Origin of the sequence: Mesobacillus sp. S13 (assembly GCF_020422885.1) — a bacterium.
Taxonomy (GTDB): Bacteria; Bacillota; Bacilli; order Bacillales; family Cytobacillaceae; genus Mesobacillus; species Mesobacillus selenatarsenatis_A.
In genome coordinates this window covers 642,639-667,987 of record NZ_CP084622.1, presented here as the reverse complement: position 1 = coordinate 667,987, position 25,349 = coordinate 642,639, and the positions used below count along the sequence as shown (strand labels likewise).

Below are 25,349 nucleotides of genomic sequence, written 5' to 3'. Positions count from 1 at the left end.
TGTCAGGACATTAGGAGCTTTTCTCCCTGCCGGTCCTTTAGCCGCAAATTCATTTCCAATGACTACTATTCTTTGCAATTATCGATTATATCCTTTTGACATATTTAAGCAGCTTGTTTGACTGTCTTTTCCTTCGACATGAACCAGCCTGTTGCTGCTATGCCGACGAGTACCGTGTAGAAGAACAGCTTCCATTCCAAAGAATGGGCGAATTCATAGGAAATGACTCCGATATCTTTATGCCCTAGTGTCAACACAGCCAGTTTGACACCTACCCAGCCAACGATAGCGAACGCTGCAATTTCAAGGCCTGGTCTCGACTGAAGCAATTTGACAAACAGATTGGCTGCGAAACGCATGATGATCAATCCGATTAGCCCTCCTGCAAAAATGACGAGGAACTTGCCGCCATCCATTCCGCCAATCGCCGGCAGGTTTGTGTTCGGCAGCGTCATCGCGAGAGCTACAGCCGCCAGGATTGAATCAACCGCAAACGCGATATCTGCCAGCTCTACCTTGAAAACAGTTGCCCAGAAGCCAGACTTCTTTTTCTCATCTGCTTTGTTTTCATCTTCCACTTTCTTAAAATAAAGCTTTCTGACTATGTGGTTAATGGCAATGAACAACAGGTAGAGAGCCCCGATTGCCTGTACCTGCCAGACATCGACGAGAAAAGAAATGATGAATAGAGACCCAAATCGGAAAACAAAAGCCCCTGCCAGGCCATAGAAGAGCGCCTTTTTCCGCTGCTCTTCCGGAAGATGTTTGACCATGATCGCTAAAACCAAAGCATTGTCCGCTGCCAGTAATCCTTCCAGTGCAATCAATAGCAGCAATACCCAACCGTATTCAAATAAAATCGTCAGTTCCAATCGCTTTTCCCCCTTTTAAAATTAAGATGCATTCCCGCTTTTCTCTGCCAAGCGCCTGTCTTCAATCCGTTCCTCGATTTTTTCCAGCTGCTTCTGATCCTCCAAAAGCTCTAGCCTGTTTGCCTTCAGCAATTCCTCAAAAGTCACTTTTTTCTTTTTCAACTGATCCATCTCCTTTTCAGTAGTTTCATAGATTGAAAGTTCATATTTGTCTGCGGTCTGAAAAATAGAAAAAGACCTTTACCAGACATGGCAAAGGTCTTAAGAAAACAAAAAAGACCTTTACCAAATAGGCAAAGGTCTTGCTAACAACGTCAGGCGTTGCCAACAAAGCCGGGAAGTGCGAAACTTCCGAAATGACGACTCTGCTGTAAAAGCTACTCCCCTTTAGGAGAACTATTCAATTAATGTAAGTACAATATAATTCATGTACAGGCACTGTGTCAATATGGAATATGCAAACAAGATAGTGTTCACATTCCAGTACATTACTTTCTTTTCACCGGAATCCAGATTTCACTCTTGAATGTAGGCGAAGATACATCTTTATGTTCATTCCAGAGGATTTCGGGTCCTTCTGCCTGTTCGTAGGCTGCAGATGGAAACCACTCTGAATAGATTCGGCCCCACACATTTTGAAGGGTCTCTGGGAACGGGCCGATTGCTTCGAAAACCGCCCATGTCGTCGGTACAACTTCCAGGGAAGCAAGATATGGCGGGCAATCTTTCGTTGTAGCGGCACCAATATAATGATCCAGTTCCCCTTTCTCCTCCATTCGTCCTTCGGAAAAATTCACCGATGCGCTCACCAATCCCAGCGGTTCCGTATTCGACAGTTCCTTCATCTCCTGAATTTTTTCCATATTCAAGCTTTGCCACATTTCAGCAATTTCCGGATTCACACCGTGGTAGACCAGCGGCACTCTTTTCATGATTCCAACAATGCGAAATGCATCTTTCTCGACAATTCTGTAATTCATTTCAGAACCTCCCTTTATTGTTAATTGGAAGGTCATAGACGGATAGGCTTTTAAAGAATGACCTGGCATCCTTGCTTCTGATGGAGTGATTCCATGCAAGTTGTGGAACGCCCTTGTAAAAGAATCTGGCGAAGTATACCCATACTTCATCGCCACATCGATTACCTTGACATCGCGATCCTTCAGCTCGAATGCTGCCAGCGTAAGCCGCCTCCGCCTAATGTATTCAGTAAGCGAAACACCCCCGAGAAAAGAGAACATCCTTTTAAAATGATATTCCGAACAATAGGCCCGCCTGGCCACTTCCTTAAAATCGATCTCTTCCGCCAGATTCTCCTCAATATATCTCATGGCCTCATTCATACTCTCCAGCATATCCATGTCACGACCTCCTTCCTAATCAACAATAACAGGACCTGAATCCATTCACCCGACAATCCCTGCACCGTTTTTGCAGTGCTGAGGAGCTCGAATGACTATTCATAACATCAAAGTATTCCACTTATTGTCATATTTTACTACAGTTCATTCCAGTTGAGTGTTACCCTTTTAGTAGATAGAGTTAGGAGGAATATCATGAATACCTTAGAAAAAGCCATTCAGGAGGCCCAGTCCAAGGTTGATTTTTCAGGAACAGCCTTGGCCCAGGATGAGAACGGAGAAGCTGCAACTGCTAGCTTTGGCTATGCTAGTCGTGCCGATGGTTTAAAAAACAACCTGGGAACTCGTTACGGAATCGCATCGGGCTGCAAGCTTTTCACAGCGATTGCGATTTGCCAGCTGGTGGAGCAAGGAAAGCTTACTTTCGATACTAGACTGAAAGATTGCCTTGATCTAGAGTTTGCTAATTTCAGTGACGAAATCACGATCCATCATTTACTGACGCATACGTCCGGTGTGCCTGATTATTTTGATGAGGATGTCATGGATGATTTTGAGGAGCTTTGGATTACGAGGCCGATGTATCATATCCGGAGCCTAAAAGATTTTTTGCCTATGTTCCGGAATGAGCAAATGAAGTTCACTCCTGGGGAAAAATTTCATTACAATAACGCAGGCTATATTTTGCTGGGCCTCATTGTCGAGCAGAGCTCCGGGATGGAATTCACCGCCTATGTAGAGGAATATATTTTTAAAAAAGCAGGAATGACGGAGTCTGGTTACTTCTCCTTTGACGCCCTTCCTTCAAATACCGCTTTGGGCTATATCGACTTGCCTGATGAAAGCTGGAAAACCAATATCTATTCACTTCCGGTAAAAGGCGGTTCTGACGGAGGCGCTTACGTCACGGTTGAGGATATGAGCAAACTGTGGAAGGCGCTTCTTGGCGAGCTTTTACTAAAAGATGAGACCTTGACCAAACTACTGACTCCTCAAGTACAGGTAAATGATACAGGCTATTATGGATACGGAGTCTGGATTAAGAAGCAGGACGATGACATTTTCAAATATCATGTCATGGGCTATGACCCAGGAGTCAGCTTCCATTCCGCCTACTATCCAGCTGCCCAAACCATTGCAACAGTATGCTCCAATAAATCAAGCGGTGCTTACGAAATCATGGAGACAATTGAAGAGACATTACAGGTTAAGGCTTAACGCGAGAAGGGGCGGTTCCCAAGATGGAACCGCCCTTACGCGTTTCTAATCTTCAAATAAGAACTGATACTCTTTCTGCCCCTCATATTTCTCTTTTAATATATCCAGTGCCTTTCCGTGAGCGATATGGAGTGCTTCTTCTGCTGTTGTCTCATAATCTGGCAGAACGCCTTGTCCTTCCCAATTGTCGCCTGTGAACGGGCTGATCGATCTCCCAGAGGGAATGAACAAGCGCAGTTTTGGCGTAACTTGGTGATAGTTGCCTGGCTGTGCCCCTCCGCCAGTGCTTTCCCCGATGATGGTCGCCCTTCCTAAGTGTTTGAGTGCGTATGCAAACAATTCTCCCGCTGAAAATGTCTTCATACTCGTCAAGATGAATACCGGTTTTTCGAGGAAAAGCTTCCCTGGTACATATGGCTGTGTCCAAACCTGGGACGTCTTATCATCGCTCCGATTGTAAAAGCTCTCGATATGGGTAGGCTCTTTTAAAAGATAAGAGGCAATCAGTGCAACCATAAAGGCACTGCCTCCAATATTTTTTCGCAAATCGATGATCAGGGCATCACTATGAGCGACAAAGTTCATCGCAGAAATAGCTGTCTCAGAAGCCTCCGGCACAGTAACCATATCGTAAAAAACCCTCAAATCAATATAGCCGATATTTCCAGCCAGCCGCTCTACCTTATGGAAGCCAAAGTTATTCTTCTCAGCTACCCGCTTATACTCTTCCATCATCTCCTCAGATTCATCATTACCCTCACCTTGAAGCCAAATGTGCAGATGGTTATCACCATTGATAGACTGAATGTCATGTTCAAACAACTTCTTGAATTCCTCATAGGTCTCAGCATCAAAATAATAGCCATCCTTCATCCGGTTCTCCAAATGGCCACAAATCGCTTCCGCTACCTCAGGAAACACATAATTCGCCCTCAACAAGTCCATACTCCTGATGACAAAGTGATGGAACTCGCTCTTCAAACTCAAATGATCCACTGGAAGTCCTCCCAAAACATTTACTATTATTTAAAATTCAATAAGATAGGTGAAAATCCTTTGCTTGTTGAGAACAAACAAAAAAGTGCGGAAATCTTATTCAGACATCCGCACCCGCTGTACTTCATCAATCTCTTTCTTTCGCTCGCTGTGTATCCCTGATATTCTTCTGGACCGTAATGGCAGCAAAAATACTAAGGACAAAGGACATTGCATAGAAGCCTTTCTCGCTCAAAATAATGCTTCCTGCATTGTACAATCCGATTGCCATTAAAGAAATAGAGACGATCAACGCAAACCAGCTGATTCCGTAGTAAATATTCGTAACGGGGATGTCCTCTTCCTTATCTCTCACTGCCTTTTGCAGAGATACCGCTGCATAAAGACCGAACACCAATACGGCAAAATAATAGCCTTTTTCGTTCAGTTCCATCGTTGCATTGAATAAACCAATCAAATAAGCTGAAACACCAATTAACAGAGCTCCCCAGGAAGCCCCTTTAAATGCCGAGGTAGGTTCTCCTTCTTTCCTCTCCACTTTTACCTTCGGCTTTCTTTCAACCGCTTTATCCAAAGACACCTCATGCTCATTAGACATCCTGTCTCTCCTCCAACTTTTACAAATATGACTCATATCTAAATACATTATATAGAAGTTGTTTACAAATAATAGATAAATTTGTTATTTTTTCTAAAATATAAGAATTTACTGCCTTTGAAAAAAAATAAACGGAGAAATTCCGCTTAAATTGAAAACCTCCCTAATTTCTTTAAAAATAAGGGTCATATTTCCGCTTATTTCATCAAAATCGTCGAATTTTGATCAATTTTTGGTAGTTAATCGGAAAAACTCCGCTTATTTCGGCTTCCTGAGTGGCCTTTTTAAACATTAACCGGAATCTCTCCGCTTATTCCAGCTTACTAAGTGACCTTTTTATACATTAACCGGAATCTCTCCGCTTATTCCGGCTTCAAAAGCGCCCTCTATAGACAATAGACGGAGATTCTCCGCTTATGATATATGCATGAATGATAAACAGAGCTTTGTAAATAATAAAACCGGAAACGAAGGAGGATTTTTATGGAGAAAAATCAACAAGCTAAAGGCAATTCCAGATCTGCTATGCAACCTGGATACTCAGGAACAGATGCAGAACAAGTTAAACAGCAGATTCAGAAAGATATAGCTGCAGGCCAGGGGGCCATGACTTCCCGAGAGGCAGGAGCCATGCGCGATTAAAAAACCACTTTAAGTGGTTTTTTTCTTGATTAACGCGGGACGATGATTTCTCCTGAATCCGGATTGACCATCACCCGCTGTTCTGCATCCATTGATTTCACCTTAAAGGAATAAAAGCTTGTGAGGGAGAAAGGATGAAATCCAGGATCCATCACAGGTATGGTCTGCTCTTTTTCGTTTATGATCTCATATTTCTCCTGGACGATTTCCTTCGCCTGATTATAGGTGTAGTCAGGGAGAGAGACATATAGAATGCTTAAATAAAGCAATACAAAGATCGAATACGGCATTCTCCTTTTTCCCTTTATATCCGTCCGAAAATATAGAGCATGTGTAACGAGGAGTATAACTGGCAGAGTTGATGGCCAGACGCCAAGATAGAAAGTTTGATCAACAAACATGATGATGAGAAAAGTGACCAAAGAAATGCCCCAGCCCAAATATGATTTATTCATCGCCTTCATGATTCTTCCTCTCAATCCGCACTCCAATTTTTATAGATTAAGTTCGACTTTCATCATCCAATTCCTTCTTATGAGCTGTTGCGGTTCCAAGACATTTTTTTCGTACATATCCCGGTTTCCCCAATTACTATACAATAGAGGCAAGATACAAAATTCAATATTAATGGTGAGGTAACGATGAATAAGTACGTTGAAGCACTATATGAGGAAGCATTAAAACACCGGAATAGCGCGGAAGCAGTCAGGCTTTCCAAATACATGAGGAATCAATTTGACTATATTGGTTTGAGAGCTCCGCAGATGCAGGAAGTTTTCAAACAGCATGTGAAGACTTATGGCCTGCCTGCAAAGGAAGACTTGCATGAGGTCATTACTTCCCTCTGGGAGCTGGACGAACGCGAAATGCAGATAAGCGGGGCGTACCTGTTAGATTTAATGAAAAAGCAGTTCACCGAAGAGAATCTCCGGCTTCTTGAATACATCATCACGACCAAGCCGTGGTGGGACACGGTCGACCATATCGCGAAAAAGCATTTCGGTTATTATCTTGAAAAATTCCCGCAGCAACGGCAGCCTATTATCGACAGATGGATCGCCTCGGATAACATCTGGCTGATCCGTTCCTGCATCTTATTCCAATTAGGCTACAAAGAAAGAACCGACGTGGCCATGCTCGAGGATATTATCTCAAGAACCTGCCATACGAAGGAATTTTTCATCAATAAGGCCATTGGCTGGGCACTGAGAGAATACGCAAAGCAAGACCCTGAGAAAGTCATCGAAATGACGAACAGGCTTCCTCTTTCGAACTTAAGCAAAAGGGAAGCCTTGAAGCATATCGGCAAGAAGTGAAGTGACGGCGCCTTATGGAAAGGAGCACAGGGATTTTACCCTTGTGCTCCTTTAACTTTCCTAAATAAAACGATGATCATTACACAGAAAAACGTCATTCCGATAAAAGTAAAGAGGAAGAAAAACGGAGAACTCGTCATGCCGAAAGCTACTTCGTTCTGTAGCGAATCAACACGATTCCACGATTCCTCTATATCCGGTGTGAAATTAACCGTTTTGATGTAACCAATGACCAATATGCTGACAAAATAGATTACATGAATGGCAATCGAGCCAATGGCGGCTTGGAAAAACAGCTTCATATTTTAGCCTCCTTGTAAGAAAAGGATGATAAAAGATCTCCGTTCCTTTTTTTGTATCAATCCAGCGAAATCTTCACCTGATCATCCAAATATTTCATCGAGCTATACCCGTAAAGATTGAGCCTTTTAGGGATGACTTTGTTCCCATCTAACATTAAGATGTGGTCGGTAACGAAATGGCGGGGCTGTTCAATTTTTTCATAATCGAGTGTCGGTGAATTCATATCGTATTGAACACCATTCTTATCCACGATCACTCCCTCCGTTTCCATCCCGATTGAAATCGATTCATTTTCATCTTCACCTACAACATTAAAGTGAAGTGTTTCAAATTTCCTGTTTTCAATTTCATGATTGCTGATGACAACGGTGGTGGGTTGGCCAACTTCAACTTTATCGATGCTGATGGTACTTCCTGCATATTCAAACGTCTGAGGATAAGGCTGATTCACATCCAATTCGATACTTTTATGGTCTTCGAATGAAAAATAGGCAGAATGAAATTGAACGGTAACGTCTTCCGGTTCTTCTCCATAAAACGGGTCATAATACATCTGGAGGATCTGCCAATTTGGTTCAGGCTGCAAATAGTTATACCCACCGCCAAACTGGTCTGCTTTCACTTTTACATTGTTCACTTCTAAATCGTCAAATTGAATCCTATCAATCCTTTTTTCTTGTCCATCCATCGGAATACCATATTCCAAAAGCGTGGCTGTCGGGGCCATGATCAATTTATCGAGGCGAATCGGGATTCCTTCGATTTCTGCTTGCTCATTCAGTTCATATTCAATAGAAGGCTGCTTAGTAACCGGGACCTCGAATTCCCACTCACCTGTCTTAAATCCATTGCTCCTATAACCAAAGCCCATCCTTGCCTCTTGTTCGTCGAGAGCCAACTCTTGAATTCTTTCAATATTCATTTTGATAACGCCACTTTCTTCCTCAAGAGGCCGCAGTCCCACCTTTCCGTGATAAACATTCTTTTCCTTCTTATTCATCTCAGCTTTAAGATCTGGAAATTGATATCGCGGATAGGTATCCTGCTTCATGATTTCCCTCTCATTTTCTATGGAAAGCCCATCTTCGAAATTCATTACATATTGTTTATCCTCATTTGTATCTTCAATTTCGTAAAAAACGAGTGTCTGATAATCATCAGCAACGACGCCTTTAATTCTGATTTTCACGCCATCGCTTTCCGCTTCCAGGTTCACACTTTGGCCAAGGCCCTCCTGCAGGAAGGTACGCAATTGCTCATCTTCTTCGGTCCAAGCATAATAGACGTTAGCAAAAGCACCAGTAAAGAAACCGATCCCGAGCACGAATGCAAATATACTTACAAAAACAAGTGCAACATTCTTACGCTTCTTGCTCCTCAGCTTCTTTTGCTTCTCCTTTTCTGCCAGCCGCTCTTTGACTTTAGCGATAAAATTGTCCGGCACAGGCAAGTCACTCATCCACTCAGCATGATGCAACATCAAGGTAACATCCTGAAAGGCAGCCAAATCCTCCTGGCATTCTGCGCACTCGTAAAGATGAATCTCAAACTCTATCTTCTCCGGTCGCTCCATCGTTTTTTCAAGATAATCAATGTAGTTTTGCTGATATTCCTTACATCCGTTGAAGGTATTGGTTCCGTACAATTGTCTTCTGACCGACTGAGTTCCCGAGAACAACAGCTCTTTCATTTTATCCGCTGAAACTCGTAAAATATGCGCAGCTTCCGCCCGGGAATACCCTGTGCCATACGTCAGGATCATTGCTTCTTTTTCCTCTTTTGGAAGCGGATCAAGTGCATGAAATAAATCCTGATGTAATGGACTTTCGGCTGATGATGCCAGCATGCCATCATCAGCCGAAAGCTCCTGGCAAATATCAATGAAAATCGAAGCAACCCATAATTCGAAAGAAGAATCCTGTTTATATCGAGGCAATTCCTTATGCACCTTAACGATCGACCGGTAAAATAACTCCTCCATTTGCTGTTGATTACGAAGGTAAAACCAGCCTAACGCATAAAAGGATTGCTGACGCTGCTCGAACCAATCCACGACAGAATCGATCCCTTTTTCCCGTAAAGTTACGATCGTAATGGATTCCATCGCTGGGACCATAATCATTCCCCCCTTTTAACACGCTCTATCTCTTTAACTCTATTTTACCTTTAATTCCCTATTATGCTAGCAATCTTTGAAAAAAGGGAATATTGCCTAAGTTGGGGATCTTTACGGCTGGTATCTTATCCTTTTGTTAGTGGATTAGACTTCATAAGGATACGATTCCGCTTGTACCGTATCCTTATGTGGCTGATTTGGACTTCATAAGGATACGATTCCGCTTGTACCGTATCCTTATGTGGCTGGATTGGACTTCATAAGGATACGATTCCGCTTGTATTGTACCCTTATGTGGCTGACTTGGACTTCATAAGGATACGATTCCGCTTGTACCGTATCCTTATGTGGCTGACTTGGACTTCATAAGGATACGATTCCGCTTGTACCGTATCCTTATGTGGCTGACTTGGACTTCATAAGGATACGATTCTGCTTGTACTGTATCCTTATGTGGCTGGATTGGACTTCATAAGGATACGATTCCGCTTGTACCGTATCCTTATGTGGCTGGATTGGACTTCATAAGGATACGATTCCGCTTGCATTGTACCCTTATGTGGTAGAATTCCCTTCATAAGGGATCTTTCGCTTAAACTGGCATACGGACACACCCTCCGCTACTAAATTTAATCAAAAAAAGCACAGGCTCTCCCTGTGCTTTTTACGATGTTCTCTTCCCTTCCATTGTTCACTTCCGTAATTTTTTCAAAATCCGATAATGCCCTTTTCCAGGGATATATCCGAGGCTTCTATTAATAAGCTGCATTGGTGCGTTCTTTTCCTCCGAATCGGTTGTCAGCGTATGGGCCCCTGCTTTCATGGCTGCCTCTATGGATCGCAATTTCAATGCCTTTGCGATTCCCCGACCACGATACTCTTTTAAGATACCTGTATAGTTTGTATACAGCACCCCTTCATCTTCCGTACTGAATAGTTGAGATACACCAATAAGACGATCTCCATCAATGGCAAGGAAAACCCATTCCTTTCGCGAATTGGCTTCTGGAAGGAATTCTTTTCTCCATTGCTCAAAAGGAGGAAGGCTCGAGTATTGGCCAGGATTATCTTTGGCAGTTTCCACGCATAATTCATATAATTCGGTTTCTGTTTCCACTCGCGTTAAGTCTGCTAATGTCGTCAACTGAATGCCTGACTGGATAACTTGTTCAACGGTATCGCCGTATTTAGCATTGTTAAATTGATTGAGGTCCAATTCCAAATCAAAAATATGTGCGTCCACTACAAAGCCGCGGTTTTGAACGAATGGAAGCGAATCATCAATCCAATCCATTACGATAGAGGACAATACAGAAGCATGATGCTCATTCGCCCAATTTTCAAGATGGGCAAGGATCTTTCCGCCTATCCCCTTCCTTCGAAAGTCAGGGTGAACACAGAAGACGCTTCCTAGATTTCCAGGTTCAACCCAGGGAGCACGAAACGAAGCGCCATAACCAATAATCTGCCCCTTGTCATCCTCAGCAACTACCCGTGTCCTGCCAAAACCAGCCAACAGACCATCTTCGTTCATTTTAAGATTAGATACCGTTGGAATTTGCCGATCTTCCTCTTCAATAGATTGAGCAGTAGTGGAGCCCGGATCAATCATATTAAGAAGACTTGTGAGCTGTTCATAATCCTCTGGAACCTTCATATCTCGAAGTTTTATTTCACTAGATTTACTTAAGGACATATGTATTGGTGCCTCCCATTTTTATATTCATATTAATTTCTACATTATATGGAAAAACACCTTTTTCAGAAGGATAACTATACGGTTTCCCTATGAAACTAATGCGCGACGGGAGGACTGATTAAAACATACTTTTGTGGTGACTTATTTTACTAGGCTGGGTATAATAAATTCATAAAGAAGGAGGTGAATAAGATGGCGGAAATATTGAATAAGATTTTAGATCGGCTTGATTCCATGGACAAGCGGTTTGACTCTGTTGATGCCCGTTTTGATTCTGTTGATGCCCGCTTTGATGCTGTCGATGAAAACTTTGTTGCTGTTGATGAACAGTTTAAATCTATGGCGACTCGTTTAACCAACTTAGAGAATGGGCAACAATCCTTGCAGTTAGAACAAAGTGAGATGCGGAAGGAAGTGGCATTTTACTATGGCTCACTGATGAAGAAGCTGGATGAAACGAAATCAGAACTATCCAGTGAAATTAAGCATGTTTCCAATATTCAGAAGCAGCATCAGGATGTTTTGGAGATACTGAATGAGAAACAACAGTAATTTTTTCACCTATACCATCTCCTAAATATCCTACACCAAATGTCCTCAAGACACTTTACCTTTCCTATATTTATCCATAACCAAAAAAATCGCCTGCCTCCGGTCCATCATTCACACCGGAGGGCAGGCGATTTCTGTTTATTCTAATCCTTGGATCACTAACTCTTTTACTGGCAGGAAGGTTTCGCCGGTATCCATGTATCTGACATTGACCTGGTCGCCTTCTTTTACATAAATCGCCAGTGGGTTCGTTTCTGATGAAATGATGTAGTTCTTTTTATTATCCAGCAGGATGGAAACAATTGTGTAGTCGCCTGTTTTTTCTTTGTAGACGCGCAGCACGGTTCCATTCGTTTGCTTTTCCTCTGCCTTTGAACTGCCATCGACCGTTCCGCCGCCACGCTGGAGCGCGGTCTTATACTTTTTCAATGCATCATTCGGAGTGTTTCCGTATACGGAAATCTCCGGGTTCGCTGCTGACACGATAAAGTAGTTTTGCAGGAAGCCGTTCGAATCAAGTACACCTGACAACCAGCTTGCCTCGCCATAGAAATTATAGATGATCGGCATTTCACCGTGCCATTTTTTCTCGATGAATTTCTTTTCAATAATCTGCAGCGCACCTTCAGAATCCATATAGGATTCTTCGAGATTGCCGGTATAGAAGGTCGCCTTCCCCGTGCGCGAGTTGGTCAGCGCATATCCGAGCATCGAGTCGACTCCTTCTTTCGGGCTGGTAAAATCGGTGAAGTAATACATATCGCCATTTTCATCGAAAATCGGGCTGACCTGTGCCTCTGTTCCTTCATCTGAAGGCAGCCTCACATCTGTCTTTCCGAACACACTGTTCCAATAACCATGGACATAATTCCCGAAATAGCTGTTTTGCAGACTGACTGCCTCAGGAGAAACCGCACCATCAATGAATTCCGGAACATCACCCAAACCATAGGATTCCGTCTTCCCTGATGCAGGGTCCACGACGACGACGCCTTTCACATCAAAACCATTCCTGGCTGAGATGAACTCACCGAAAGTCCTGATATAATAAGGTTTTCCTTCATCATCAATTTCCAGCTGCGTTTCTCCGTAAAAAATGGTCTCAGGATACTGCATCCGAATATGACGTTCGAGATTTTTATTGAAATAAGAAGATGGTGTGTATATCATCTCCGACTTCATGAATTTCGGGTTTGCTGATGAATCAGTGGCACTCACTGTAAAATAACCTGGTGTCGAGTCACCGTTCAACCATTTGAAAAAGCCTGAAAACTCCACGGGAGCAATATAGACATACTCGCCATTGACTTTCTGGATCTGCAGATTCCCAAGCTCATAGTAACTCGTATTCGGAACCTGGCCGAACGCCTTCTTCATTTTATTGCGAGCGAACTGTGGAGGAACACTCGCCGGCGTTTCTTTTTCATCAAAAGTCGAAATCTCCGTCTTCTCCTCCATTTTCGCCGATTCATATTTTTCCCCTGCGTTAAAAAGAAAGGCAATCATAAAGTATGCGCCAATTAGTAGGGTTGCCAGGAATAAGATTCCTTTCACCATTCTTTCCTTCCCCACCGCAAAAAACGTTCCGCCAAATGTGATCAGAACCGCAAACGGCCACACAGAAGAAAGATTCCGGTCCAAATTAAATGCATAATAGAATGCAAAAGTCCCTATTGTAACAAGGACAATCACAGCAATCATAAAGGAAGATCTCATCTTCCAACCCTTATCTTCTCCTCTTGTAAAAGGAGTAAGAATCAGAGCAGAAGCTAATCCAACTAAAAGAGCAAATAATATTATATTTCCCATAGAAAAATCCCCTTTTATTTTTGTATTCTCTATATACGAATCAACCAATATAAAGTTTCATAGAGACGTTTTCATGGAAATATTTGTTTAAAAGTGCAATTAAACCTTTTTTCCATGCAATTCTAGGCTGTGTTTACGCAATTAATGCTGGGATTGGTGCAATTAGTATGATTTACGGCGCAATTAGCCTAATTTCTTAAGAGAATCAATTTTCCAGTAACAGATAAAGCACAGGGTACTTGTCCCGTGCTTCGGTCATTTTTCCAGCATCAAAAAAGCAAGGGTACACATGTCCCTTGCTTCGGAGTTGGGTTCACTTGGATTCACTTGGGCTCCGCATTCAAAGCGATTCCCGGATGACTTTCTTTGAATGCACCACCGAAAGTACAGCAAAAATGGAATACAAAGCAGTGTAAAGTCCCATGACAATCAGCATCGGCCACCATAGTTCTGTACCGAAGAAGAACCAGCCGGATTGGACGGCGAAGTAGCTATGCAGCAGCCCGATTGCTAGCGGGATTCCGAAGTTGAACGCCTGCTTTGCCTGGATTCCTTTCAGCAAATCTCCCTGGGTGAAGCCCAGTTTTCGTAAAATCGTATAATTCGGTTTTTCGTCTTCTGTCTGGTCCATTTGCTTGAAATACAAAATGCAGCCTGATGTGACGAGGAACGTCAGTCCAAGAAAGCCGACTATGAACATGGTCAAGCCCATCTGTTTCTTTTGGATGTTTTCACTGTCCAGGCGGGATTCATTCATCCCTGCTTCATGGTACTTATTTTCATTGAACAGGTCATTCGCTTTCTCCAAATCGTTTTCACTTTGAATCTCGATTCCAATATAGAGAGAAGAGCCTCTTTGAATCTCAGGGTCCGCATCTTTCTTGAGCTTTTCGAAAACAGTCTCATCCACCACGGCTACCGGAGAGCTCCCGAAATACCGGGAAACCGGATAATCCTTTTTCATCCCCTGATAATTCAGCGGAATGGAGAGATTTTCCCCAATGATCTCAATCGGCCCTGAGTCCTTCATCGAGATGAATTTCATCATGATATCGCTGTACCCTGTCAAGTAGGCTTCATCCTTGCTTACTTCCCTCTGCCCTTCAGACTTCTCGCTGATGACCGAAACACCCATGGATCGAGGGTCCTGCGTATACCCCTCCATTTTCATGCCAATGATGTCCTCTGCATTCATGACCGCCTGAAGAACCTCAATTCTTTTTTCCGTAAAATCAATGCCCTCTGCATTCAATTTCTCCATAAAATCGCTAGCAGAGTTCTCATCCACAAAGGCAAAGTTGTCTGGCACCATATTTTTCGCACTCTGCTCAGCGGAATAATAGGAGATATAACTTAACGACAACAACCCGATCGCCAATGCCGATACTGTCGTGATGATCGTCAACAGCAGCGCATTCGACTTCATCCTGAACATGATCGAGGAGAGCGAAAGCACCTCATTTATACTCAAATAACCGTCCTTCTTTTTCCGGATGATATTGGCGATAAAACTGACAGACCCTTTGTAAAGCAGATAGGTCCCGAAGATGACCGAAGCTAAAATGAACACCATGGCCGCGAAGAGTTCGTTCACAGAGGTGAAGTCCCCTTCGAACAGCATCGATGACACATAATAGCCGATTCCAATCAACGCAATGCCAAGGACACCCATCAACATCTCCCAGAAAGAGAGCTTCTTCACCCGGCCTTCCGTTTTTGATACCACCCTGAACAAGCTCAGGATGCTTTGTCTTTTTATAAAAATAAAGTTCAGCACCATCAGCAAAACAAAGATCAGCGAAAAAACAATCAGCGTCTGCGTCAGGGCTGTCATGGAAAAATGAAGCGTTGCAATCCCATCGACCTGGGTGATTTTGAACAGAACCATTATGATCAGCTTGGAAATTGAGAATCCAAGGAAAACGCCTGCCAGCAAGGAACCATAGTAAAGCAGGAAGTTCTCAACACTCAGGATCCGGAAAATCTTGCCCTTCGTCATCCCTACGAGTTGGAATAGACCGATTTCCTTGCTTCTCCTTTTAATAAAAATCGCATTCGCGTACGTCAGAAAAATAGCGACAATCCCGACAAGCAAGACAGATGCAGACTTGACGGCGGCCGCCCCTTTGATCGAACCCTTTGTTTCATCCATCGACGGGTCATATTGGAGAGTGACGAACGCAAAGTAAAGGGCGACACTGAACATCAGCGCAAATACATACAAATAATAGTTTTTCAGGTTCTTTTTCAGATTGCGGAGGATGAGTTGATTAACGCTCATGGTGCACACCGCCCAATACGCTCTGGGTTTTCATGATATCCTTGAAAAATTCCTGTCTACTCTGGTCACCTTTATTCAATTCTGTGTAAATCAGGCCATCCTTTATAAAAATAACCCGGCCGCAATAGCTTGCCGCAACAGGATCGTGTGTGACCATCAGGATCGTCGCCTGCCGTTTTTGATTCAAGTCGCTCAGTTTATTTAACAAGTCTGATGCCGATTTCGAATCGAGAGCCCCTGTCGGCTCATCGGCAAAAATGATGCTCGGATCATGGATAAAAGCGCGTGCAGCAGACGTCCGCTGCTTTTGCCCTCCGGAAATTTCATTCGGATACTTATCCTTCAGTTTGAGAATTCCTAGTTCACTGGCAATCTGCTCAAACCTTTGGTTCGCTTCCTTCCTCGGCGTTTTGCTGACTGAGAGCGGCAAAAGGATGTTTTCCTTCACCGTCAGCGTGTCGAGCAAATTGTAATCCTGGAACAAGAAACCCAAATGCTGCTTGCGGAATTCAGCGAGCTGTTTCTCCTTCATCCCGGTAATGTCTTTTCCTTCAATCTTGATGGATCCGTTGGACACCCGGTCGATCGAGGAAAGTACATTCAGCAACGTCGTTTTTCCTGAGCCAGAGGCCCCCATGATGCTCACGAACTCACCTTTGAAAATCTTCAGGTCGAGCCCTTTCAACACTTCTTGTTTATTAAATTTATTTCCATATGTTTTATGAAGTTTGGCAGCTTCCAGTAAAATCATGTCCGCACATCCTTTCTTTGATAGTTTCATTATAAAATCCTCGCACTATGCCTTCCTTCGATTCAGCTAACAAATGAACACAGGCATGTGACATTTTTGTCACATGCCTGTTATTTGCACAAATTCATTGCTTTTCGGGAAGGTAAGGGTGAATGTGCTTCCCTTGCCAGGTGCGGACTCCACATCGATCCTGATTTTCAGCGGCTCTGCCGCTTGTTTTGCAAGGTATAAGCCCATTCCAGTTGCGGCGTGATCCTGGTGATGGGCAGTGGACGTAAACCCTTTTTCAAAAATCCGCGGGAGATCCCTGGAATCAATGCCCCTGCCCTTGTCGGCAATTTCAAGGATAATCTGGCCTTCCCTCTCTGCACTTTTAATCTGGATATCAGATGCATCGCTGTATTTCACAGCATTCGTCAACATCTGCCGCAGGATAAACGAAAGCCATTTACCATCCGTCATGACCTCGTTGTATTCCAGATCAATATCGAAGCCAATCCCTTTTTGGATGCACCACGACTGCAGGGTTTTGACCTCCCCAAAGATCAAACTCTCCAGATCGGTCTGTTCAATATATAAGTCATTCTCCATGAACGGAATTCGTTTCTGATGCAGCTGCTGGTCCAATAAAAGATGGATGCGCAGCCACTCATAAGTCATTTCCCTTTTCAGCGCCTGGTCCACGAGCCGGTCAATCATCAATTTCAAAGCCGTCAGCGGCGTTTTCACTTCATGGATCCAGGAAAGCAGTTCATCCTTTTCCTGGTCCAGCCTCCGTTCATTTTTGGAAACTGATTTTTTTAGCGCTTCAAAGTGATATGTGATGCTTTCTGCTACCATCCCTTCAAACGGACTGAGCTGTTCCCTGTCTGAAAAATCAAGGAGATCCTCTGTATCCTTCAGGTCCTGGTAAAATTTCATTTCTTTCTGGTAACGAATCAAGATAAAAATCACAAATAGAAGAGCTGACAGAAATACATAATAAAGAATCGACTGTATGGATACAGCGGAATCTATATAAGCAATAAAAACGAGCAAAAACTGGAGGAGCAAAAATAACAGAATCCAGCTTCGCCGCTCCTTTAGATAGTTAATAAACATCAGGCATGTTCCTCTTCAACGGCCATATAGCCCTGTCCAATCTTCGTTTGGATTTTACTGCCCAAACCAATCTCATCCAGCTTTTTCCGCAGCCGATTGACATTGACCGTCAACGTATTGTCGCTGATGAACCGCTTATCATCCCACAAGCTGTTCATCACCTCATCGCGGCTGACAATCTTGTTTTTCTGATCGATCAGCAGCTTTAAAATGAAGATTTCATTTTTAGTCAATTCAATCCGGCCCATCTCATTTTCAACCATATTTTTATCATAATCAATCGTCGCCCCGCACCAGGTCTTCAACTGGTTCTGGGTCGTATTATAATTATAAGCACGGCGCAGGATTGCTTGGATCTTCGCAATCAGCACCTCAAAGTGGAACGGCTTTTGGACAAAATCATCCGCCCCCAGCTGCATCGACATGACCATATCCGTAGGATGGTCCCGTGATGACAGGAAAATAATCGGGACATTCGAATGCGACCTGATCATCCGGCACCAATGAAACCCATCAAACCGCGGCAGCTGGATATCGATGATCACCAAGTCAGGCTGCACCCTCGTAAAATCACCCATCACATCCCCAAAATCCGTCACCCCATGCACCTCATACGACCACTGAGTCAGACGCTCCCGAATCTCATGAAACAAAGAAGCATCATCCTCAATCAGCAAAAGCTTCAACACCATAACCACCACACTTCCACATCTATCACCTCTATTTTATAGGAAATATTTTCTATACACCAGAGATAGCAGGGGTGATGGGGAACAAGAGTTTAGGTCCTGGGTTATTGGTAACCGCATTTTCATGTTTATGGAATAAATGGCGCCAATCTGCTTCATAGTGACCTCATTTTTTGTTTCTGTTTTTTTAGGCAACTATGAAAGTGTTTTTTCCATTTTATAGAATAATCATGAGTCAATTAGCATTATTCAGGACTAACCGTACCCTTATGCGGGAGATTTACCTCCTATAAGGGCACATTTCCTGCTTTATCGTACCCTTATGCAGGCGGCTTGCCTTCTATAAGGGCACATTTCCTGCTTAATCGTACCCTTATGAGGGCGGTTTGGCTTCTATAAGGGCACATTTAGACATTAATCTTATTAGCTTCCTTAAGAGGCTATCAAAAGAAGGATATAAACTTCATATAATAGAATCAATATGTATCAGGAGGTGCGATTTTGAAAAAGTTACTCGCATTTATGGTTTTAAGTTTGTTCCTAATAGGATCTTTCCCTGCTGTATCAAATGCATGCTCTTGTGCGGAATTACCGACCGCTGCAGACGAACTAGAGCGTTCAGATGCTGTTTTTAGCGGGAAGGTCATCGAGATAAAAGAAGAGAAGGTAAAAGGGTACATGACGAAAAAAGTGCTGTTTGAGGTGACAAACACGTGGAAAGGCATGGATGAATCACAAGCGATCATCACGACAGGATTTGGCGGCGGGGACTGTGGTTTTCGATTTATCGAGGGGCAGGAATACCTGGTCTATGCAAAAGAATCAGATATGTACGGCGCAAAATCGCTTACGACCATCATGTGTGACCGAACCAATACATTTAGAGCTTTGCAAAACGATCTGGAGGTTTTAGGTGCAGGAGAAACCCCAACGAAAAAAGCCGACCTAAGCAGCAGCAATCAAAACTCAACTCCCTTTTATCTAGGAATTGCAGGAGCTTTAGCAGTTGTCACCCTCGCAGCTTTCTTTTTCATGAAGCGTAAGAAAAAGTAAGATTCTCCGTCAATTTCGCCTAGAAAAAGCAGGAGACTAACTGAAGGATGTGAATGTTGATGATTTCAATCATTACTTTTTTATTAGGGATTTTATTCGTAGGAATCGGCGTAGTTTCCTTCTTTCGCCCCTACCGATATTATTGGATGGTAAGATTCCTGATTATCCTCTTCGGAACTGGATTCCTGACCTATTCATTTGCGAGTTGGTTTGGAATGGTTGAGTAATGAAGCTGGGGGAAGATGTGCTGCCTCATAAACCTTCTCAGACAGTGGACTCGTAACCTTCTCATTCAGAATATTTTCCTATAAATAAAGAGAGAAGTGCTTCAATACTTCTCCCTGCACTCTACCGTCAGGGTGGCTCTTCGATGAGAACCACCCTTTTGCTTACGATGGCTTTTCCCCCTAAGACCTAATCCACGCATAACTACTCGACTCTGTTCCCTTCTCTCCCAGTTGGGATTCCAATATGTTACAATACCGAAAAGGGATTATCTACAAAGGAGGTCGGGCAAATGGCGTTTTTCATTTCCCTCATTTTCATTGTGATTTCAGCATTCATTTCCCTTATTTTTAAAAATGAACTGGAGCGGATGTTTCTTAGAGGAAAAGAGTTTTTCCCCTTTCACATCTGCAATGTACTGATTATCTTGATGGTGGCTTTTGCATCTCAGGCCGTAATGACGAGATATGTTTTCAGCCAACCATTCCATATCGTCCGGGACATCCTGATTCTGCTCGCGATCATCGTACCTGTATATATTTCCGGACACTTTGCCTTTGAAAAATACAAATCCGTTTACCGCAAATTTTCAGCAGCCGACAATGGGAAAGTTCTCGTACTGAACGAAAAATACTTAAAAAAGAAGAAGCGCTTTAAAAGCCTCAAACATTATAATGCTCTATCCCGAGCAGATCAAAATGATAGCAAAAGCTAGGGCTTACCTTCAGCCTAATCCAGCTTCATAAGGGTACCGCCCTCGCTGAACCACAACCTTCATTAGAAAAAGCAGGTGCCGCTCCACCGACGGATCACCTGCTTCTGATATAAATGATTCGCTTTTTAAAAGAGGAGCTTCCAAATAACTGCTGTTTCACTCATAACTCGCCACAGTTTGTTGAGTCCTTTCTATCTCCCTCCATATAGTCCGTTCCTTCTGTTACGGATTCCAACCCATATCCGGTTTGGCTGATCTCTAGTGACTCGTCGTTCTGTACATTGTTGATTACTTGGGGATCCTTATGCTTTTGTTTTTGATTTCTCATGCGTTCCTCCAGAGTTTTTTCTGTATTTTTCTCCTGGAGGGTTATTCTTATTCGCACGGACATCTGAAAGCCGGCACTCTGCTCCTCTCTATCTGCCTTCTACTCTACTCCAGTGTTTATTGAATTTTTAAGCTAATGACGGATAAAGCATCTCCAAAATGCAATAACTATAGGTAATAAAACGGATTCCGTTATATATGAGGTGCTTGATGTGGAGGCTTTCCCGATTATACACACGAACTTTTGGGATGCAATGATTGCTGTCCCTTTGGTGGTTTTGCTAACTCAAATAGTAAAAAACCTTATCAGAATACCGAAACCCTTTATTCCTGGAGTGGCCAATATCATTGGATTGGGCATTTCCATCTTTTTCGCACATCGCCATAATTTGTGGGCCGGGTTGTTCATGGGATTCTTTTATGGAAATGCAGGGGTTGGCTTGTATTCTTCATTAAAAACTCAACTTATGTCATACCGAAAATACAACTGAAGGCGAGCCAGTTAAGCAGCGGAAATCTTACCTGATAATTCATCCCTAGTTATTCGTTGCCTTCAATCCATCCTCTAAAATCAATAAATCTTCGAATATACCACGAATGATAAAAAAACCGTACAAATCATCAATGTGGATAAGATGTGGACAACTGCACTGGCCGATAATTCGATCAGTTCCAACTGCAACCCGAGATTGAAAACGATAAAATAAACCATCATGGCAAAGAATGAAGCGAACATCCCCTTCTCTCTAATAAGCTTCATCCGTTCGTCTTTCTGCTTGAATTGTGGATAAAGATAACTCAGGCAAAAGCACATAACGGCCATTCCTATCATGATTATTGTAATGGAAGGCGGAGCGGAATCAGCCATCATGCCAGCGAAAGCGAGGAAACCACTCATACCTAAAAAGAAAATCCCGAAGACTAAAAATGTAATTTGCTCTTTCATGACCTTTTTATCATCCAAAGAACTCATCCTTTCTTCCCCTCGTATGTAAACAATTCTTCTATTGTCGTACCAAATGTCCTTGCCAATTCGAATGCCAGCGGAAGCGAAGGATCATACTTCCCTTTCTCGATCGATATGATTGTCTGCCTGGACACACCGAGTGTGGCTGCAAGCCGGTCCTGTGAATAACCATGTTTTTTCCTGAATTCAACTAAATTGTTTTTCAACACGTTCACCCCATCTATTTCCATTTTATTGTAAAGCAAGCTTTACGTCAAGGAAACTTTACATCACTTCCAGGAAAAGAGGGACGTTTATGCCGTCCCTCGAAAAATTATTATTCACGAGAAGCTTGGAATGCTTCCTTGTTCCGCGTTAAAACTCAATACCAGTGTTTTCGGTTATTTCCCCACTAATGATTCCAATCCCTTTTATGTTGTTGGGATCAACCTCAGGTTGAATCGAGGGATTCAAAGGGTAAGTTTGACCATCAAACTCTAATACCCTGTAACTTGGTTCAATTCCCCCTCCGGCTACATACAAGATGATATCTTTCCAACCATTTGTTTTCGTTTCACTGATAAGGACTGGCGTTCTAACTAAACTAAATCGGGATATGACCTTATAGCTGCCATTGGCACGTTGTAAAATAAGGCCGCTGCATCCTCCTGTTCCACAAACAGCAGGGCCTGTCAGATAGACAAACGTCTCGGGCACTTCATCCCCGTTCAAGTCGATACGATTATAATAATACCGCACCTTGTCCTCTCCTCGCTTGATCCCAAATTCTTTACTGAACGCCCTTTCCAATTCAGGATCCGGCTTTGATTCTGATTTTACAAAGGTCACATTCTTCAATTGTTGAACTTGACTAGTCATCATGTTAGCTAGAGCTCCCTGTGAAAAAATGAAGATTCCACAACAAACAATCAAAGCAGAGAACACTGCCATACCAAACCTAGGCATGAAAATCCGCTTCAAATTTCACTCCTCCATTCCGTTCATTTCTCTTATTAGAGTGACCTAATTACGATCTTCGACTCACAAACTTGAGACATAGGCAGGGTTCCTGTGTATTTTATCTTTAACGATCCGATGAACCTTCTCCTGGTCTTCCCCATTTGCCCCTTATGCAAAAAAAGCACAGGTTACGCCCCCATGCTCCTAGTCGTTATTCCTCTTGTTTTAGCTGAAACCCTTTATTCTTTAACATACTATAAAGTTGCTCTATATGAGCATGGTCCTTTGTTTCCACTGAAATCTCCAGCAGCGCATTGCCTGGATAGATATGCTTGCCGATCCGGTGAAGGTTGACAAATTGTACGTTTGCATTCAGTTCAGTTACGGAGCTGAGCACTTTTTGCAGCTCTCCAGGCTTATCTTTTAAATGAATGGTAAAATGAGCGAACCGTCCGGATTCAACCAGGCCACGTTCAATAATCCGGGAGATGAAATTGACATCGACATTTCCGCCGCTTATAACTGCAGCAACCTTCTTGCCGGTAAGCTTCACCTTGTCATAAAGCAATGCAGCCAGCGGGCTTGCTCCTGAACCTTCTACCAGCAGCTTATTTCTCTCGAGAAGAAGAAGCATTGTCCTGGCTATTTCCATTTCATCGACACAAAAAATGTCGTCAACATACTCCTTGATGATCGTAAACGTCTTCTGCCCCGGTTTCTGAACAGCTATTCCATCCGCCATTGTTGGAGCGGATTCAACAGCGACAGGCTGGTTCTCTGCAAGTGACTGTTTCATGCTCGGACACGCAAGCGTCTGGACACCATATACCTTAATGTCGGGATTTTTCTCCTTTACTGCCAAAGCGACCCCTGCAATAAGTCCTCCCCCGCCAACAGGGCAAAAAATGGCCTCGACATCCGGCATCTGATCAAGGATTTCCAGTCCAACGGTCCCTTGGCCGGCAATGACCGGCTCATCATCAAACGCATGGATAAAAGTGGCGCCAAGCTTGTCTTTCAGTTCCAAGGCATAAGCTAACGCCTCATCAAACACGGCTCCTTCCAGTATCACCTCTGCTCCGTATTGCCGTGTTGCCAGTACCTTGCTGAGCGGTGCCCCCTTTGGCATGACAATCGTACACGGAATGCCAAGCATCTGGCTCGAATAGGCCACACCCTGGGCATGATTGCCGGCTGAGGCTGCCACTACCCCCTTTTGAAGCTCTTCTGGAGACAAAGATATTAACTTATTATAAGAACCTCTAACCTTAAAGCTCCCCGTCTTTTGCAGGTTTTCTAGCTTCAAATACACTTCATTATTCGAGAGGGTGCTAAACGTTTTAGAATAATCAAGTGGGGTCGAGTGCACAATCCCCTTCATTTTTTCACGCGCTAAAATCACTTCATCCAAATTCATTGCAGACCCACCTTATTTCCTCCATTTTCCTCTTATGTTGCTCAGGGGCAGAGAAAGTATGCGGAGACATGTGAGACAGAGGGCCGGTCCTTGCATCTCAACATTTTTCAACTTTAATGATCCTATCTATAATGTAAAAAGAAGCAAAGGGTAAACACCCCCTTGCTCCTCTGCCAAAAAACTAGTTTTATCTTCCTTTTATTTCAATATGACGGCTCCAGGCTGTTAACAGAACCGCTCCAACCACCATAACTCCCCCAATCCACGGGGTGTGGATCAGCCCGATTGAGTCAACAATCAATCCTCCAACAAATGCTCCAATGGCAATCCCAAGATTAAAGGCAGCTATATTCAAAGCGGATGCCACATTCACAGCGGTCGGAACATAGCGTTCGGCCAATCGTACGACCAAAACCTGCAGGCCTGGCACATTCATGAACGCAAACATGCCCATCAAGAAGATTGTGATCAGTCCAGCCACCTTGAATGGAGCTGTAAACGTCAGAATAAAGAGAATGATTGCTTGAGCAATGAACATCCATAATAATGCCTTTAAAGGATTTTTGTCGGCAGCCTTACCTCCAATGGAATTCCCGATGGCAACTGCCACTCCATATACAAGCAGGATGATGCTTACCACTTTCGGAGAGAACCCCGTGATGTCTTGAAGAATCGGAGTCAAGTAAGTGAAGGCGACAAAGGTGCCGCCATATCCAAGAGCGGTAATCGCAAAAGCCAGCAGCAATGGGCCGTTGCCCAGTATTTTCAATTGATCACTGAATTTAGCTGGCGGTGCCTCTTTCATATTTTTTGGTATTAGGATTGCACTTGCGATAATCCCGATCACTCCTAACAATGCCACTCCCCAAAAAGTCGCTCTCCAGCCGAACAGCTGGCCAATGAAGGTTCCAAGCGGCACACCGGTCACAGTTGCTACCGTCAACCCTGTGAACATAAAGGCAATCGCACTCGCTCTTTTATCCTCAGGGACAAGGTCTGCGGCAATGGTTGAGCCAATTGAAAAGAATACACCATGGGAAAACGCCGTGATGATCCTTGCAGCAAGCAACAGGCCAAAGCTGCTGGAAATGGCGGCAATGGAATTACCGATGATGAAGATGACCATCAAAGCCATAAGCAATGTTTTGCGGCTCATTTTATTTGTCAAAGCTGTTAAAATCGGTGCTCCAAATGCAACACCCATTGCATACCCGGATATCAACAATCCAGCCAAAGTAATCGAGATATTGAGATCATTTGAAATCGTCGATAATAACCCAACTGGTACAAACTCAGTCGTACCGATGCCAAATGCACTGATTGCCAGTGCCAAAAGGGAAAGTGTTCCCTTATTATTTTTTATATGTGAACTCATAAAAAGGTATCCTCCATTGCAGATTAT

The 25,349-nt window shown here is 43.4% G+C and carries 28 protein-coding genes; 8 read left to right on the top strand and 20 right to left on the bottom strand.

All coding sequences use genetic code 11. The features are described from left to right. Window positions 1-104: 104 nt before the first annotated feature. From LGO15_RS03470 to LGO15_RS03460, 3 genes are all read right to left on the bottom strand, one after another. Window positions 105-872 (bottom strand): TerC family protein, encoded by a 768-nt coding sequence (locus tag LGO15_RS03470; protein WP_167834138.1) that lies wholly within the window; start codon window positions 870-872, stop codon window positions 105-107. 21 nt (window positions 873-893) lie between these two features. Next, window positions 894-1,034 (bottom strand): FbpB family small basic protein, encoded by a 141-nt coding sequence (locus LGO15_RS03465; RefSeq protein ID WP_226086764.1) that lies wholly within the window; start codon window positions 1,032-1,034, stop codon window positions 894-896. A gap of 326 nt (window positions 1,035-1,360) precedes the next feature. Further along, window positions 1,361-2,233: an AraC family transcriptional regulator gene (locus LGO15_RS03460; protein ID WP_226086763.1), complete on the bottom strand. Its 873-nt coding sequence runs from the start codon at window positions 2,231-2,233 to the stop codon at window positions 1,361-1,363. 195 nt (window positions 2,234-2,428) lie between these two features. Between LGO15_RS03460 and LGO15_RS03455 the strand changes: the two genes are divergently transcribed. Beyond that, window positions 2,429-3,451 (top strand): serine hydrolase domain-containing protein, encoded by a 1,023-nt coding sequence (locus LGO15_RS03455; protein WP_226086762.1) that lies wholly within the window; start codon window positions 2,429-2,431, stop codon window positions 3,449-3,451. Window positions 3,452-3,496: 45 nt separating this feature from the next. On the opposite strand, the gene LGO15_RS03450 is transcribed toward LGO15_RS03455, so the two are convergent. Next, window positions 3,497-4,447: a S41 family peptidase gene (locus LGO15_RS03450; RefSeq protein ID WP_226086761.1), complete on the bottom strand. Its 951-nt coding sequence runs from the start codon at window positions 4,445-4,447 to the stop codon at window positions 3,497-3,499. Between the two features lie 127 nt (window positions 4,448-4,574). Further along, window positions 4,575-5,045: an inner membrane protein YiaA gene (gene yiaA, locus LGO15_RS03445; protein WP_167834141.1), complete on the bottom strand. Its 471-nt coding sequence runs from the start codon at window positions 5,043-5,045 to the stop codon at window positions 4,575-4,577. Window positions 5,046-5,528: 483 nt separating this feature from the next. Between yiaA and LGO15_RS03440 the strand changes: the two genes are divergently transcribed. Beyond that, entirely contained in the window at window positions 5,529-5,687 is a 159-nt protein-coding gene (locus LGO15_RS03440; RefSeq protein WP_167834142.1) for a hypothetical protein, read from the top strand. A 29-nt stretch (window positions 5,688-5,716) separates the two neighbouring features. Here the strand turns inward: LGO15_RS03440 and LGO15_RS03435 are convergent, their stop codons facing one another. Then, window positions 5,717-6,166: a hypothetical protein gene (locus LGO15_RS03435; protein ID WP_226086760.1), complete on the bottom strand. Its 450-nt coding sequence runs from the start codon at window positions 6,164-6,166 to the stop codon at window positions 5,717-5,719. Window positions 6,167-6,328: 162 nt separating this feature from the next. On the opposite strand from LGO15_RS03435, the gene LGO15_RS03430 reads away from it, so the two are divergent. Then, complete coding sequence (locus LGO15_RS03430; protein ID WP_226086759.1) at window positions 6,329-7,003, top strand: DNA alkylation repair protein; 675 nt, start codon at window positions 6,329-6,331, stop codon at window positions 7,001-7,003. A 35-nt stretch (window positions 7,004-7,038) separates the two neighbouring features. Here the strand turns inward: LGO15_RS03430 and LGO15_RS03425 are convergent, their stop codons facing one another. The 3 genes from LGO15_RS03425 to LGO15_RS03415 all read right to left on the bottom strand — a co-directional run bounded on the left by LGO15_RS03425 (window position 7,039) and on the right by LGO15_RS03415 (window position 11,118). Next, complete coding sequence (locus LGO15_RS03425; protein WP_226086758.1) at window positions 7,039-7,305, bottom strand: hypothetical protein; 267 nt, start codon at window positions 7,303-7,305, stop codon at window positions 7,039-7,041. Window positions 7,306-7,361: 56 nt separating this feature from the next. Beyond that, entirely contained in the window at window positions 7,362-9,422 is a 2,061-nt protein-coding gene (locus LGO15_RS03420; RefSeq protein ID WP_226086757.1) for a DUF4179 domain-containing protein, read from the bottom strand. 691 nt (window positions 9,423-10,113) lie between these two features. After that, a complete protein-coding gene (locus tag LGO15_RS03415; protein WP_167834147.1) occupies window positions 10,114-11,118 on the bottom strand; it encodes a GNAT family N-acetyltransferase in 1,005 nt (334 codons plus the stop codon). A 195-nt stretch (window positions 11,119-11,313) separates the two neighbouring features. Between LGO15_RS03415 and LGO15_RS03410 the strand changes: the two genes are divergently transcribed. After that, window positions 11,314-11,673 (top strand): hypothetical protein, encoded by a 360-nt coding sequence (locus LGO15_RS03410; protein WP_226086756.1) that lies wholly within the window; start codon window positions 11,314-11,316, stop codon window positions 11,671-11,673. Window positions 11,674-11,811: 138 nt separating this feature from the next. Here the strand turns inward: LGO15_RS03410 and LGO15_RS03405 are convergent, their stop codons facing one another. The 5 genes from LGO15_RS03405 to LGO15_RS03385 all read right to left on the bottom strand — a co-directional run bounded on the left by LGO15_RS03405 (window position 11,812) and on the right by LGO15_RS03385 (window position 18,304). After that, on the bottom strand, window positions 11,812-13,482 hold the full coding sequence (locus LGO15_RS03405) for an MFS transporter (protein ID WP_226086755.1): 1,671 nt from the start codon (window positions 13,480-13,482) through the stop codon (window positions 11,812-11,814). A gap of 340 nt (window positions 13,483-13,822) precedes the next feature. Continuing rightward, on the bottom strand, window positions 13,823-15,763 hold the full coding sequence (locus tag LGO15_RS03400) for an ABC transporter permease (RefSeq protein WP_226086754.1): 1,941 nt from the start codon (window positions 15,761-15,763) through the stop codon (window positions 13,823-13,825). Continuing rightward, entirely contained in the window at window positions 15,753-16,514 is a 762-nt protein-coding gene (locus LGO15_RS03395; RefSeq protein WP_226086753.1) for an ABC transporter ATP-binding protein, read from the bottom strand. Before LGO15_RS03395 ends, LGO15_RS03400 begins: the two co-directional genes overlap by 11 nt. 99 nt (window positions 16,515-16,613) lie before the next feature. Continuing rightward, entirely contained in the window at window positions 16,614-17,615 is a 1,002-nt protein-coding gene (locus LGO15_RS03390; protein ID WP_226086752.1) for a sensor histidine kinase, read from the bottom strand. Then, window positions 17,615-18,304, bottom strand: a complete 690-nt coding sequence (locus LGO15_RS03385) for a response regulator transcription factor (protein ID WP_226087810.1) — start codon at window positions 18,302-18,304, stop codon at window positions 17,615-17,617. Before LGO15_RS03385 ends, LGO15_RS03390 begins: the two co-directional genes overlap by 1 nt. 501 nt (window positions 18,305-18,805) lie before the next feature. On the opposite strand from LGO15_RS03385, the gene LGO15_RS03380 reads away from it, so the two are divergent. The 3 genes from LGO15_RS03380 (at window position 18,806) to LGO15_RS03370 (ending at window position 20,297) form a co-directional block, all read left to right on the top strand. Then, a complete protein-coding gene (locus LGO15_RS03380) occupies window positions 18,806-19,357 on the top strand; it encodes an LPXTG cell wall anchor domain-containing protein (protein ID WP_226086751.1) in 552 nt (183 codons plus the stop codon). Between the two features lie 59 nt (window positions 19,358-19,416). Further along, the gene (locus tag LGO15_RS03375; RefSeq protein ID WP_226086750.1) at window positions 19,417-19,584 is read left to right on the top strand and encodes a hypothetical protein; all 168 of its coding nucleotides are present in this window, start codon (window positions 19,417-19,419) and stop codon (window positions 19,582-19,584) included. 290 nt (window positions 19,585-19,874) lie between these two features. Continuing rightward, entirely contained in the window at window positions 19,875-20,297 is a 423-nt protein-coding gene (locus tag LGO15_RS03370) for a hypothetical protein (protein ID WP_226086749.1), read from the top strand. A gap of 160 nt (window positions 20,298-20,457) precedes the next feature. Here the strand turns inward: LGO15_RS03370 and LGO15_RS03365 are convergent, their stop codons facing one another. After that, a complete protein-coding gene (locus LGO15_RS03365) occupies window positions 20,458-20,625 on the bottom strand; it encodes a hypothetical protein (protein ID WP_226086748.1) in 168 nt (55 codons plus the stop codon). 253 nt (window positions 20,626-20,878) lie between these two features. Between LGO15_RS03365 and LGO15_RS03360 the strand changes: the two genes are divergently transcribed. After that, entirely contained in the window at window positions 20,879-21,115 is a 237-nt protein-coding gene (locus LGO15_RS03360) for a hypothetical protein (RefSeq protein ID WP_226087809.1), read from the top strand. An 80-nt stretch (window positions 21,116-21,195) separates the two neighbouring features. Here LGO15_RS03360 and LGO15_RS03355 read toward each other — a convergent pair whose 3' ends face one another. The 5 genes from LGO15_RS03355 to LGO15_RS03335 form a co-directional block, all read right to left on the bottom strand. After that, window positions 21,196-21,597, bottom strand: a complete 402-nt coding sequence (locus LGO15_RS03355; RefSeq protein ID WP_226086747.1) for a permease — start codon at window positions 21,595-21,597, stop codon at window positions 21,196-21,198. Further along, window positions 21,594-21,797 carry a helix-turn-helix transcriptional regulator gene (locus tag LGO15_RS03350; protein ID WP_226086746.1) on the bottom strand — a complete coding sequence of 68 codons (204 nt, stop codon included), beginning with the start codon at window positions 21,795-21,797 and terminating at the stop codon, window positions 21,594-21,596. Before LGO15_RS03350 ends, LGO15_RS03355 begins: the two co-directional genes overlap by 4 nt. A gap of 148 nt (window positions 21,798-21,945) precedes the next feature. Further along, complete coding sequence (locus LGO15_RS03345; protein WP_226086745.1) at window positions 21,946-22,452, bottom strand: hypothetical protein; 507 nt, start codon at window positions 22,450-22,452, stop codon at window positions 21,946-21,948. A gap of 289 nt (window positions 22,453-22,741) precedes the next feature. Further along, a complete protein-coding gene (gene ilvA, locus LGO15_RS03340; RefSeq protein WP_226086744.1) occupies window positions 22,742-23,947 on the bottom strand; it encodes a threonine ammonia-lyase in 1,206 nt (401 codons plus the stop codon). A 187-nt stretch (window positions 23,948-24,134) separates the two neighbouring features. After that, window positions 24,135-25,322, bottom strand: a complete 1,188-nt coding sequence (locus LGO15_RS03335; RefSeq protein WP_226086743.1) for an MFS transporter — start codon at window positions 25,320-25,322, stop codon at window positions 24,135-24,137. Window positions 25,323-25,349: the final 27 nt, after the last annotated feature.